The sequence below is a fragment of the Paraburkholderia sp. Cy-641 genome, from assembly GCF_011752945.1.
Lineage (GTDB): Bacteria > Pseudomonadota > Gammaproteobacteria > Burkholderiales > Burkholderiaceae > Paraburkholderia.
The window spans coordinates 17,645-30,069 of record NZ_VWWM01000008.1; the positions used below are offsets into that span (position 1 = coordinate 17,645).

General features: G+C 62.0%; 12 protein-coding genes and 5 tRNA genes. 14 read left to right on the forward strand and 3 right to left on the reverse strand.

Features of this window, described 5'->3' with window-relative positions:
* Positions 1-78: 78 nt before the first annotated feature.
* A complete protein-coding gene (locus tag F3J20_RS06345) occupies positions 79-750 on the forward strand; it encodes a C40 family peptidase (protein WP_167045100.1) in 672 nt (223 codons plus the stop codon).
* A gap of 162 nt (positions 751-912) precedes the next feature.
* Here the strand turns inward: F3J20_RS06345 and F3J20_RS06350 are convergent, their stop codons facing one another.
* On the reverse strand, positions 913-1,857 hold the full coding sequence (locus F3J20_RS06350) for a patatin-like phospholipase family protein (RefSeq protein ID WP_167045103.1): 945 nt from the start codon (positions 1,855-1,857) through the stop codon (positions 913-915).
* 680 nt (positions 1,858-2,537) lie between these two features.
* On the opposite strand from F3J20_RS06350, the gene gltX reads away from it, so the two are divergent.
* The 6 genes from gltX (at position 2,538) to F3J20_RS06380 (ending at position 4,874) form a co-directional block, all read left to right on the forward strand.
* Entirely contained in the window at positions 2,538-3,947 is a 1,410-nt protein-coding gene (gltX, locus tag F3J20_RS06355) for a glutamate--tRNA ligase (RefSeq protein WP_167282561.1), read from the forward strand.
* A gap of 133 nt (positions 3,948-4,080) precedes the next feature.
* Positions 4,081-4,156, forward strand: a tRNA-Ala gene (locus tag F3J20_RS06360).
* Between the two features lie 170 nt (positions 4,157-4,326).
* Positions 4,327-4,402, forward strand: a tRNA-Glu gene (locus F3J20_RS06365).
* 91 nt (positions 4,403-4,493) lie between these two features.
* Positions 4,494-4,570, forward strand: a tRNA-Asp gene (locus F3J20_RS06370).
* Positions 4,571-4,630: 60 nt separating this feature from the next.
* Positions 4,631-4,706: transfer RNA gene (locus tag F3J20_RS06375), tRNA-Glu, on the forward strand.
* 91 nt (positions 4,707-4,797) lie between these two features.
* A tRNA-Asp gene (locus F3J20_RS06380) sits at positions 4,798-4,874 on the forward strand.
* A 364-nt stretch (positions 4,875-5,238) separates the two neighbouring features.
* Here F3J20_RS06380 and F3J20_RS06385 read toward each other — a convergent pair.
* Positions 5,239-6,009, reverse strand: a complete 771-nt coding sequence (locus F3J20_RS06385) for an alpha/beta hydrolase (RefSeq protein ID WP_167282563.1) — start codon at positions 6,007-6,009, stop codon at positions 5,239-5,241.
* A 169-nt stretch (positions 6,010-6,178) separates the two neighbouring features.
* Here F3J20_RS06385 and F3J20_RS06390 point away from each other — a divergent pair, with 169 nt between their 5' ends.
* A complete protein-coding gene (locus tag F3J20_RS06390; protein WP_167045374.1) occupies positions 6,179-6,784 on the forward strand; it encodes a TetR/AcrR family transcriptional regulator in 606 nt (201 codons plus the stop codon).
* Positions 6,785-6,915: 131 nt separating this feature from the next.
* On the opposite strand, the gene F3J20_RS06395 is transcribed toward F3J20_RS06390, so the two are convergent.
* A complete protein-coding gene (locus F3J20_RS06395) occupies positions 6,916-7,191 on the reverse strand; it encodes a XapX domain-containing protein (protein WP_167282565.1) in 276 nt (91 codons plus the stop codon).
* Positions 7,192-7,506: 315 nt separating this feature from the next.
* Here F3J20_RS06395 and F3J20_RS06400 point away from each other — a divergent pair, with 315 nt between their 5' ends.
* The 6 genes from F3J20_RS06400 to F3J20_RS06425 are packed head-to-tail and all read left to right on the forward strand — an operon-like array spanning position 7,507 to position 12,339.
* Positions 7,507-8,193 carry a hydrolase gene (locus tag F3J20_RS06400; RefSeq protein ID WP_167045117.1) on the forward strand — a complete coding sequence of 229 codons (687 nt, stop codon included), beginning with the start codon at positions 7,507-7,509 and terminating at the stop codon, positions 8,191-8,193.
* Between the two features lie 4 nt (positions 8,194-8,197).
* Complete coding sequence (locus F3J20_RS06405) at positions 8,198-8,365, forward strand: DUF1427 family protein (RefSeq protein ID WP_167045120.1); 168 nt, start codon at positions 8,198-8,200, stop codon at positions 8,363-8,365.
* A gap of 28 nt (positions 8,366-8,393) precedes the next feature.
* Entirely contained in the window at positions 8,394-10,283 is a 1,890-nt protein-coding gene (locus F3J20_RS06410; protein WP_167282567.1) for an amidohydrolase, read from the forward strand.
* Between the two features lies 1 nt (position 10,284).
* The gene (locus F3J20_RS06415) at positions 10,285-10,728 is read left to right on the forward strand and encodes a DoxX family protein (protein WP_167282569.1); all 444 of its coding nucleotides are present in this window, start codon (positions 10,285-10,287) and stop codon (positions 10,726-10,728) included.
* Between the two features lie 40 nt (positions 10,729-10,768).
* The gene (locus F3J20_RS06420) at positions 10,769-11,683 is read left to right on the forward strand and encodes a glyoxalase (protein ID WP_167282571.1); all 915 of its coding nucleotides are present in this window, start codon (positions 10,769-10,771) and stop codon (positions 11,681-11,683) included.
* The gene (locus F3J20_RS06425; RefSeq protein ID WP_167045133.1) at positions 11,680-12,339 is read left to right on the forward strand and encodes a YoaK family protein; all 660 of its coding nucleotides are present in this window, start codon (positions 11,680-11,682) and stop codon (positions 12,337-12,339) included. The genes F3J20_RS06420 and F3J20_RS06425 overlap by 4 nt, the downstream gene beginning before the upstream one ends.
* Positions 12,340-12,425 lie beyond the last annotated feature (86 nt).

Here is a 12,425-nt window from a genome sequence, read left to right on the forward strand (position 1 = left end):
CACACAAATACTTACTGGCTACTATCGACCAAACTTTTTTTCGCAGTCCACTGATTTTTAGGCAAAAACTACTGACCAATGCAGCAAGGAAATCTAACCCAGGCTTGCACGCGCGTCGTCGCCGGGATGTTCATTGGCGTCCTGATGGCAGCAGCTCCCGGCGCGTTCGCCGACGAACCCGGCAGTTTCAATCAGAACGCCTCCTATTCGACCACCAGCGGGTCGAATTCTTCCTCCCTCTCCACTCCCCAGACTCAAAGCCCAGCGGCCGACAGCGATAGCGGCAGCACCCGGTCGTTCCTTTCCGGCATGGCCGGCAAAGCGGGCGACGTGGTGGTCGGCGCGCTGAACATGATCGGCGTTCGCTACCGCTGGGGCGGCAACACACCGGATTCGGGGCTCGATTGCAGCGGTTTCGTGCGCTACGTGTTCCAGGACACGCTGGGCCTCGCGCTGCCGCGCCGTGCTGAGGAAATGAGCCGGGTGGGCGAAAAGGTGCGCGTGAGCGACCTGAAGCCGGGCGATCTGGTGTTCTTCAATACGATGCGCCGTACGTTCTCGCACGTGGGCATCTATATCGGCGACAACAAGTTCGTGCATTCGCCGTCCACCGGCAGCACGATCCGCGTCGACGACCTGGATGACGGCTACTGGGAAAAGCGCTTCACGGGTGCACGCCGGATCGAGACCTCGTATGACGGCGACGATCTGCGCAAGCGCGTGAACGCGACGATCGGCGGGAATAACTGATTCCGCGCCGCATTGGCGATAAAAAAGCCTGCTTCGTCTGAAGCAGGCTTTTTGCATTTCATGTGCGCATTTTGCGATGGGGATGCGGTCTCGCCCGCCGGTACACCGGTATGCCGGTACGATCGTACGCGGCGACTCGTACCGGCTTTTAACCCGAACCGCTTACGCCCCTAGCCGGCGTGCGGCGAGCTTGCGCTGCAACTCCGGCATCATCTTCGCCACGGCTTCCTCGCCCGCGAGGATCGCCGCATTGCGCTGCGAGAAGTCGCTGCCGCTCATCGCGGCGAGATTCGGGCGGATCACGATGTCGGCGTACTTGTCGAGCTCGTAGGCCTTGATCGTCTGGCCCATGATCGTGAAGGTTTGCATCAGCACGTCGAACGAACTCGTGGTGACGCCGGTTTCAGGGCGCTGCGAGATGTCGACCGCGATCACGAAATCCGCGCCCATCTTGCGTGCGAACGACGCCGGCACCGGGCTTACGAGACCGCCGTCCACATACTCGTGACCGCCGATCTTCACCGGCTCGAAAATCGACGGCACGCTGCACGACGCACGCACCGCGATGCCGGTGTTGCCGCGCTGGAACAGGATCGGCTGACCGGTTTGCAGATCGGTCGCGACCACGCCCAGCGGCTTGACCATCTTTTCGATCGGGCGATTGTGCAGCGTCGTGTTCAGGTAGTTCTGCAGCGCGACGCCTTGCAGGAAACCGCGCGTGCGAAACGGCATGGCCCAGTCGCTGATCGAGGCTTCGTCCATCGCGAGCGCGAGCTTGTTCAGCGCAAAGCCGTTCATACCCGACGCGTACAGCGCGCCGACGACCGAACCGGCGCTGGTGCCGGCGACGAGATCGATCTGGACATTGCGTGCCTCGAGCGCCTTGATCACGCCGATATGCGCGAAGCCGCGCGCGGCGCCGCCACCGAGCGCGAGCGCGACGCGCAGAGGCTTCTCGGCTTTTTCGGGCGGCGGGGGAGTGGTGGGCGTGGCGGCGACCGGTGTGCTATCGACTGTGCTGCCGGTCGTGGTGCAGGCGGCGAGCACCGCGGATGCGGCCGCCAGCGAGAAGTTGCGGCGGCTCAAACGGAGGGATGACGGTTTCAACAGGATTCTCCAGCAACGGCGCGGGCAGCGCGGTGGCGCCGCGCGTGCCGCGATCAGCCCGAGGGGCGAACTGGGTTCAGGCGAGCTTGCCGCCGGACCTCGGGCGCAACGGATCGCCGACGGCGATTGCGCGCTGCGTGATGACGTCCAATCGAGCTTTTCCGACTGGGTGTCCGATTGCAGCGCGCACATCATAAAGCAAAGGATCGGCTCGCGCGGCGCGCTGTAATGAAACGTTGCAGAGGAAGTATTCGGGTGCGGTGGGCGAGGTGAGCAGCGCGGTTTTCGGGGGAGTCTCGCGTGTGGAGGCCGGGGCATGCGTAGCATTACCCGGATTCGCAATGACCGCTGATGGCCTGCGTGGACGCACGGTTTTGTCTTGCACGCAGGCCGCGATGTCCGCGCCCGAGCCGGCAGCTCGCCGTCAATCGCAAATGCTTCGAACTATCCTCCGGCAGGGGCTTCCGAGCGCTCGGAAACCTCTTCGGACAGCTTCTGCGCAAACGCCCCTGGCCATTCGGACGAGGGCGGCAACGCGTGTGCGGAAGGTATAATTCGACCCTTGCACTTATTTCCTTCGTGTTCATGCGCAGCGTCGTGCGCCGCATGGGCACGGTCCGCTGCCGCGCCTTGCGGGCTGTTCGCTCGGGCGCTGGCGCCTGTTTTCCGAGTAATCGCTAATGACCACCTCCGTTCGTACCCGTTTCGCACCGAGTCCCACCGGCTTCATCCACCTCGGCAACATCCGCTCCGCGCTCTATCCGTGGGCGTTCGCGCGCAAGATGAAAGGGACCTTCGTGCTGCGGGTCGAGGACACCGACGTCGAGCGTTCGACCACCGAATCCGTCGACGCGATTCTCGAGGGTATGCAATGGCTCGGCCTTGATTTCGACGAAGGCCCGTTCTACCAGATGCAGCGCATGGACCGTTATCGCGAAGTGCTCAAGCAGATGCAGGATGCGGGGCTCGTCTACCCGTGCTACATGTCGACCGAAGAACTCGATGCGCTGCGTGAGCGGCAGCGTGAAGCCGGCGAAAAGCCGCGCTACGACGGCACCTGGCGCCCGGAGCCGGGCAAGGTGCTGCCGCAGCCGCCCGCGGGCGTGCAGCCGGTGCTGCGCTTCCGCAATCCGCTGGCGGGCATGGTCGCGTGGGACGACGCGGTGAAAGGCCGTATCGAGATTTCGAACGAAGAACTCGACGACCTCGTGATTGCGCGTCCGGACGGCACGCCCACTTACAACTTCTGCGTCGTGATCGACGACCTCGATATGCGCATCACGCACGTGATTCGCGGTGACGACCACGTCAACAACACGCCGCGCCAGATCAACATCCTGCGCGCGCTCGGCGGCGAGCCGCCGGTCTATGCACACCTGCCGACCGTGCTCAACGAGCAGGGCGAAAAGATGAGCAAGCGGCACGGCGCAATGAGTGTGATGGGGTATCGCGACGGCGGGTATCTGCCGGAAGCGGTGGTCAACTATCTCGCGCGCCTCGGCTGGTCGCATGGCGACGCGGAGATTTTCACGCGCGAGCAGTTCGTCGAATGGTTCGATCTCGAGCATCTCGGCAAATCGCCCGCGCAGTATGACCACGACAAGCTGAACTGGCTCAACGCGCACTACATCAAGGAGGCGGACAACGCGCGCCTCGCCGAGCTTGCGAAGCCGTTCTTCGCGGAACTGGGTATCGACGAAGCCACGCTCGCGCAGGGGCCGGATCTGACAGCCGTGGTGGGGCTGATGAAGGACCGTGCATCGACCGTGAAGGAGATCGCGCAGAATGCGGCGATGTTCTATCACGTGCCGGCTCCGGATGCCGAATCGCTCGCGCAGCATGTGACCGAGGCGGTTCGTCCGGCGCTCGCAGAACTCGCCGCCGCGTTGACGACCGTCGAATGGAGCAAGGAGGCGATTGCCGCCGCGCTGAAGGCCACGCTCGGTGCGCACAAGCTGAAGATGCCGCAGCTCGCGATGCCGGTTCGTCTGCTGGTGGCGGGCACGACGCATACGCCGTCGATCGATAGCGTGCTGATGCTGTTCGGGCGTGACGCTGTCGTCAGCCGCATTGAAAAGGCGCTCGCCTGAGCGGTTGGTGAGCAGACGCGTTTCGGCGCGCGTGCAAGGTTTTGCGTGCCGGCGAAAAAATCGCATGTAATTGCTCAAAGGGTATTTACAAAGCGCAGATCGCCCTCTAAAATCTCGTTTCTCTGATCTGCAAGGGGGTATAGCTCAGCTGGGAGAGCGCTTGCATGGCATGCAAGAGGTCAGCGGTTCGATCCCGCTTACCTCCACCAACAGAGCAGAGAAGTTAAAGTGGTTACGAAGTCTGAAAGTTGTAGAAAAAAAGACTTCACAAATCACTGAAACGTAGTTAAAGTAGCGGTCTTCGCAGTTGACGAAACGAAATAACTGAGCAAGTTAGCGTAAGTTGGCAGCGAGTTAAAGACAGATCTGAAAAGATTATGTCCCCTTCGTCTAGAGGCCTAGGACATCACCCTTTCACGGTGAGTACAGGGGTTCGAATCCCCTAGGGGACGCCAGACATCAGCGTCGCTTTAGTATTCGAGTAATAGTAAAGTGGCGCAGCTTGCAGAGAATTAACCGACGCTCGCAAGCTAGGGTGTAAAGACTGGAGTGGTAGTTCAGTCGGTTAGAATACCGGCCTGTCACGCCGGGGGTCGCGGGTTCGAGTCCCGTCCACTCCGCCAGACAAAGCCCGTTCAAAAAATCTGAACGGGCTTTTTCATTAAAGATGTAAGCAGTACGTTGTCCCCTTCGTCTAGAGGCCTAGGACATCACCCTTTCACGGTGAGTACAGGGGTTCGAATCCCCTAGGGGACGCCAGACATCAGCGTCGCTTTAGTATTCGAGTAGTAGTAAAGCAGCGCAGCTTGCAGAGAATTAACCGACGCTCGCAAGCTAGGGTGTAAAGACTGGAGCGGTAGTTCAGTCGGTTAGAATACCGGCCTGTCACGCCGGGGGTCGCGGGTTCGAGTCCCGTCCGCTCCGCCAGAAAAAGTCAAAGGGTTACGTCGAAATCGGCGTAACCCTTTTGTCGTTTGTGGGCATCGTGTGATGGTTGTGTCCTGAGTTTCTCGCGCGCAATCTGTCTTTCGCATTGCGTCTCGTAAGCGCATTGTCCGTATCGGCTAGGCTAGGCTGCTGCATTGCTGCCGGCCATGGCAACTTATTCGATCGCGGCAAGCGACATCGGCCCGCATTGCCTACGACCGGACCAGCGCAATCGCCTCCCACGGTTCTTTCGTAACCGCCTCTCGCACAAGCCAAAGAACAATCTCGCTCACCAGGTCGATGTCGACACTGTGATAGGCCGCCTCGCTCAATGCCGTGGCTGAAGGCGGCATGCGACGTTTCATCATTCTTTGCCGGCCTGCGCCGCGGCTTGCTCGATCAACTTCGCGACCTCGGTCGGGTGCGACATGTAGGCCACGTGGCTCGAGTTGATCTCAATGGTCTTGCTGCCTGCGCGCTGGGTCATGAAGCGTTCCAGATCAGGGTTGATCGCGCGATCGGCGGTCGCCACGACGGCCCAGCTCGGCTTCGTTCTCCATGCGGCATGTGTGATTGGCACACCGAACGATTGTGCCGCGGGCGTCACCTGCGAGATAGCCATGAAACCGGCTTCGGCGGCGGGGAGATCGGCGGCGAAATCCTGGCGGAAGTTGGCCGGATCGATGTACAGATGGCCGTCGGCGGTCGCCTTGATGGCCTTGGTCGCGGGCGGCATCTTTTTGGTCAGTTCGAGTGGGCTTTCTCCGGTGTCCGGCTGGAACGCGGCCACGTAGACGAGCCCCGCGACCTTGTCGTCGTTGCCGGCTTCGGTCACCACCGCGCCGCCGTAGCTGTGGCCGACGAGGATGCTCGGGCCGTCCTGCGCATCGATGACGCGGGTGGTTGCCTTCACGTCGTCGTCGAACGAGGTTTCCGGTTCCTGCACGACGGAAACCTTGTAGCCGTCATGCGTGAGGATTTTCGACACGGCTTGCCAGCCCGAGCCATCGGCGAAATACCCGTGGACGAGGACGACGTTTCTGATCGGCGCAGCCGTGGCGGCCTGCGAGCCAAGAGCGGCGGCGGAAAGGGCAACGGCGGCGGCGATGCGGGTGACGTATGAGGCAATCTTCATTTTCATGCTCCAGAGGATGAGGTAACGGAGAAATCGACAGGGTTTTGCCTGTTCGATGTAGCCATCCTACTAGTAGGATGGAAGAGATGCAAGAAAATCTTTGCAACTGGAAATTGCGTTTCTCTCCGCGTAAACTTCCTGACAACAAACCGACTAGATGGTAGGCAAAATGACAGTAACAGGCGACCTGACGGCAAACAGGATCATGGCAGCGGCACGGCAACTCATCATGCGACGCGGCTACAACGGGTTTAGCTATGCCGACATCGCGGAAGCGATCGGCATTCGCAAGGCGAGCATTCACCATCACTTCCCCGTAAAAACGGACCTCGTGATCGCCGTGCTGAACGAATGGCAAGAAGCGTTCGACGCCGACGTGGCGCTACTTCAGGAAAGCGGCGCCGATGCCATGGCGCAGTTGCGTGCCTATATCGGTCATTGGGAGCGCTGCATTGCGGACGACACGGCTCCGTTCTGCGTAGCGGGCATGCTTGGCGCCGAACGTCCATCGTTGCCTGAAGAGGTGGCGCAAGTGGTGACAGCGTTCTTCGATAATCTGACTGTGTGGCTCGAACAGGTGCTCGAGTCGGGCGTGAAAAGCGATCTCATCAAATTGGGCTCGTCGTTTCAAACCGAGGCGGCCATGCTCGTCTCGCTGGTCTACGGTGCGATGCTTGCCGCGCGGGCCTATGGCAACGTTGAGTTATTCAAGGACGTGACCGGGAGCGCGGTGGAAAGACTGGTGAAGACGCGCAAACGCACGCGATCTGCCTGAGGCGAGGCCCATGTCTGCCGCCGCGATGCAGGCAGGAGTCGCCTCGTTTTTTCCGTGGGGGGATGAGTTGCTTGCGGTGATGTAAAGCGCGTCCAGATATCGACTCGCCGCGGCCGGCACATGACGGCGTATCACGATGGCGGCCGATCTTTTGCGATCGCATCTGGCACGTGAGCACCGGGCAGGGTACCGAACATGTGTTGATTGCATTTCGCTTCGCCCCACGCCGCTTTCAGCTTGAGACCCGCACGCATGCGGCGTGAGACTGGCAGGATCTGTTCGCCGGCCAGCATGCCGAGCAGGCCGATTAGCGCAATGGCGGGCGGAGCCGGCGACTGCACGCCAATCGCGTAGTAGACGAAACCGGCGAGCATGCCGGCGAGCAGCGAGAATGCATACGGTTTCATGACACGAATCTCATTGACGCCCGAGTGGCGGCGTCCACTGGCGTGTGGGCACCTGGTGTGTGGACACTGTTACGCCGCGATTTTTTTTAAAGCGTATCGGCTTTGCGCGAATAAGAAAAGAGTCAGCACGACGATTTAATACGCAATTTCTGGAATAGTTTCGATTCCATTTGTTCGATGTTCTTTTGCCGGATTTGCGTGTTAAATGATTGGGGCTGGATGACGGAATTTCCCGGCGCATCACCTCTTCGGCTCCTCTCTATCGTTACGGAGAGGCGGTCTTCTTTTATCTCCGGATCAGAGGACAAACACGTCATGAGTAATCCGAAGCTTGAAGTACTCACTCCGCAGAACAGCCAGCTCATCATTATCGACCAGCAACCGCAGATGGCCTTCGGCGTGCAGTCTATCGACCGGCAGACGTTGAAGAACAACGTCGTCGCCCTGGCGAAGGCGGCCAGGGTGTTCGGTATTCCGACCACGATCACGACAGTCGAGTCGGAGAGCTTCTCGGGATTCACGTATCCCGAAGTACTCGACGTATTTCCAGGCCAGAAGCTGCTCGAGCGCACGTCGATGAACTCGTGGGACGATCAGAAGGTCCGCGACGCGCTGGCCGCCAACGGCCGCAAGAAGGTGATCGTGTCGGGCCTGTGGACGGAGGTTTGCAACAACACGTTCGCCTTGTGCGCGATGCTCGAGGGCGGCTACGAAATCTACATGGTGGCCGATGCCTCGGGGGGAACCTCGAAGGAAGCGCATGACTACGCGATGCAGCGCATGATTCAGGCGGGCGTCGTCCCGGTCACCTGGCAGCAGGTCATGCTCGAATGGCAGCGGGACTGGGCGCGCCGTGAAACCTACGACGCCGTCATGAAGATCGCAAAGGAGCATTCGGGCTCCTATGGCATGGGCATCGACTATGCCTACACGATGGTCCACAAGGCACCGCAGCGCACGGCGTCCACCCACGAGGCGCTGCCCGCCGTGCCGGCGAAGTGATCGCATGGAACCGTATCTGGTGTCACTGGGTGCGGGCGTGTTGATCGGCGTGATCTATAGCGCAATCAAGGTTCGCTCGCCCGCGCCGCCACTGGTTGCGCTCGTCGGCCTGCTCGGCATGTTGATCGGCGCGCACGCTGTCCCGGTTTTCAAGCCCTTGCTGGGCCTTTAGTCGGAGTGAGCGAAGCGAGGATACGCACATGAGCACAACTGGCAGCCAACCTGATCTGATTCTGCATAACGGACGCATCACCACGCTCGATCGCTCGAACCCAAGCGCGAGCGCGGTGGCGATTGCAGATGGCCGCTTCGTCGCGGTCGGCAGCGATGCGGACGTGATGCCGCTCGCGGGCCACGCGACGCAGGTTATCGATCTCGCCGGGCGGTCCGTGTTGCCGGGTCTGATCGACAATCATCTGCATCTGATTCGCGGCGGCCTGAACTACAACATGGAACTGCGCTGGGATGGCGTGCGCTCGCTCGCCGTCGCGATGGAGATGCTCAGGCGGCAGGTCGCGATCACGCCTGCGCCGCAATGGGTGCGGGTGGTCGGCGGTTTTACCGAGCATCAGTTCGAGGAGAAGCGCTTGCCGACGATTGCGGAGCTCAACGAGGCGGCGCCCGATACGCCCGTGTTCATCCTGCATCTATACGACCGTGCACTGCTCAATGCCGCCGCGCTGCGCGTGGTAGGTTATACGAAGGATACGCCGGAGCCTCCCGGCGGCACGATTCAGCGCGACGACATGGGCCATCCCAGCGGCTTGCTGCTGGCCAATCCGAACGCCGCGATTCTCTATGCGACGCTTGCGAAAGGGCCCAGGCTGCCGCCCGAGTATCAATACAATTCGACGCGCCATTTCATGCGCGAGCTCAATCGCCTTGGCGTGACCGGTGCGATCGACGCGGGAGGCGGTTCGCAGAATTATCCGGAGGATTACGAAGTTATTCGCAAACTGCACGATGCAGGCGAAATGACCGTGCGTGTCGCGTACAACCTGTTTACCCAGAAGCCGAAGGCCGAGAAGGAGGACTTCGTGAACTGGACCCGCGCAGTCCGGTATCACGACGGCACGGATTATTTTCGCCACAACGGCGCGGGCGAGATGCTGGTGTTTTCGGCGGCCGACTTCGAGGACTTCCGCGTTGCGCGTCCGGAATTGCCAGCCGGGATGGAGGACGAACTCGAAGGCGTGGTGCGCGTGCTTGCGCAGAATCGCTGGCCGTGGCGGCTGCATGCCACCTATGACGAAACCATTGGCCGTGCGCTCGACGTGTTCGAAAAGGTCGCGAGAGACATTCCGCTCGACGGCATCCACTGGTTCTTCGATCATGCGGAAACCGTCTCCGAACGTTCGATGGAGCGCATCGCCGCGTTGGGCGGCGGCATCGCGGTGCAGCACCGGATGGCCTATCAGGGCGAGTATTTTGTCGAGCGCTACGGTGCGCAGGCGGCGGAGGCCACGCCGCCCATCGCGAAGATGCTGGAGAACGGCATCAAGGTGTCGGCCGGCACCGACGCGACGCGTGTGGCGTCGTACAACCCGTGGGTCTCGCTCGCATGGCTGGTCAGCGGCAAGACGATCGCCGGCCTGCGCATGTATCCCCGGCGCAATTTGCCTGATCGCGAAACGGCGTTACGCATGTGGACGGAGTACGTGACGTGGTTCTCGAACGAAGAGGGCAGAAAAGATTGCATCGCGCCCGGACAGCTTGCCGATCTGATGGTGCCGGACCGCGACTTCTTTTCGTGCGCCGAGGACGATATCGCCGACACCACCGCCTTGCTGACGGTCGTGGGCGGCAGGATAGTCTGGGGGGCGGGGCCGTTCGCTTCGTACGATGCGCCGATTCCGCCGGCGATGCCCGACTGGTCGCCGGTTCGCCAGTATGGTGGTTATGGCGGCTGGGGCGCTGCGTTACGCGGCGGCGCGCCGTTGCAACGTGCCGCCGCGGCGGCGCTGTGCGGCTGCGCGAGTGCCTGCGGGGTGCACGGCCATGCGCATGCGCGCGCATGGAGCAGCGCCTTGCCGACTTCGGACGCGAAGGGCTTCTGGGGGGCGTTCGGCTGTTCCTGCTGGGCGGTCTGATATGGCGGCAACGAGCGGGCGCGGCAACCCCGCCTGGGTCCGCGCGCTTCTTGAGCCGCCGTGGATCGGATTGCTCGTGCGGATGGCGCTCGTGTCGGCGTGGCTGATCGGCGGCGTCGACAAGGCGCTGCACTTCGACAGCGCAATCGCGGAGCAGGCGCATTTCGGCCTGCATCCGCCTGCACTGTACGCGGCACTGGCGGTCGTCGTGGAAATCGCCGGTTCGTTGTGCGTGATATTTCGCCGATATACGTGGCTCGGCGCGGGCGGCCTCGGCATGTTGACGGCCGTGGCGATGCTGGTTGCGAACGACTTCTGGAATCAAACGGGCGCTGCGCGCTTCACGGCGCTCAACAGTTTTTTCGAGCATTTTGGCCTGATTGCTGCCTGCGTGCTCGTGGTCATGTCCGGCGGTTCCGCAAGCGCCGCTGTAAAGGACACCTGACCGATCGAACATCTCGACACGACAACAAGGACATTCCGTTATGAAAACCCTTCGCTCGACGTTGCCTGGCATGATGCTCGTGTGCGGACTCGCTGCCGCGTCGGTGTCGTTCGCGAAACCACCGGCGATGGAGGCCGAGACACCGTCCGTCGCCGTGGCGCCGCAGTACGACACGACGCACGTCTACGTCGCGCCGGAAGATTTCGACCGCTTCACCGACAGCTTCGTGGCGACGTTCGGCGGCAGCAAGTCGCAGCAGGGCGTTTTTCAGGTCACGCCAACGCCCAGTCAGACCATGTCGCAGCTCGTGTTCACCCCGGTGGGCACGATTTCCGTATTCGGCTTCAAGACACCCATCCCGTCTCCTTTCGGCGCGGAGCGTACCGGTTATCTCGTGACCGACATGGATGCGGCCGTGAAGGCGGCGCGCGCGCATGGCGCGGATGTGATCGTCGATACGTTCCCCGATCCGATCGGCCGCGACGCGATCCTGTCGTGGGCGGACGGCGTGAACATGCAGATCTATTGGCATACCCAGGCACCTCACTACGCGGCGTTGCAGACCGTGCCCGAGAACCGTGTCTACGTTTCTCCGCACAGCGTGCACAAGCTGGTGCACGATTTCGTGAAATTTTCGCACGGCAAGGTGGTGTCCGATGAGCCCAGGGCGCCGGGCGTCGAAATCGGCCGGCCCAACGATACCTACCGCCGCATCCGGATCGAGTCCGGCTTCGGCAAGATGACCGTGCTCGTGACGGATGGTCATCTGCCCTATCCGTTCGGGCGGGAAACGACGGGGTACGACGTATCGAATCTCGACGAGACGGTGGGGAAGGCGAAGGCTGCCGGCGCGACCGTACTCGTGCCGCCGTTCACTTCGGACGGGCGCGATGCCGCGATCGTGCAGTTCCCCGGCGGCTACATCGCCGAAATCCACGCCGTCGCGTCGAAATGAAATACGAGGACACGATCCTTGCCGCCATTGCCGGGTTCGTCGATACGCTAGGTTTCGCCGCGCTCTTCGGGTTGTTCACGGCGCACGTGACGGGCAATTTCGTATTGATCGGTGCCGCGCTCGCCGGCTTCGGCACAGGCGTTCTGCTCAAACTGGCCGTGTTCCCCGCGTTTGTCTGCGGTGTCGTGCTGAGCAGCCTGCTGGTGCGAGCGCTTCCCGCGCGGCATGCCCGACAGGGCGCGCGCGTGCTTCATGCGGTACAGGCCGTGCTCATGTTCGGCTTTTGCCTCGCGGGCGTGTCGGTGGCGCCGATTACCCAGTCCGACAGCTTGCCGGTCATCGCGACGGGCGTGATCGGCGCGCTCGCGATGGGCGTGCAGAATGCGCATTCGCGGCTGATTCAACGCCCCGGTGTGCCCCATACCGTGATGACGGGCAACGTCACCCAGGCGATCCTCGATGCCCTCGACATGCTATCCGCAAGCGCGGACGAGGCCATGCACGCGGCGGTACGAGCGCGATTCGCGAAGACGATGCTGGCGATCGTCGCGTTCGCGGCAGGCGCGCTGGCCGGGGCGATGGGACTGCGCTACGCGGGATTCTGGGCACTGCTCGTACCCGCCTGCGCGCTCGTGGGATTGTCGTTGACGACCTGAGAGCACGAGCGCGTGGCCACGCCGGGGCGCGCATGAGGGAGGGCGAGAGGGCGCGGCGGCGCGGATTCTGGCCGTGGCGTGCACGG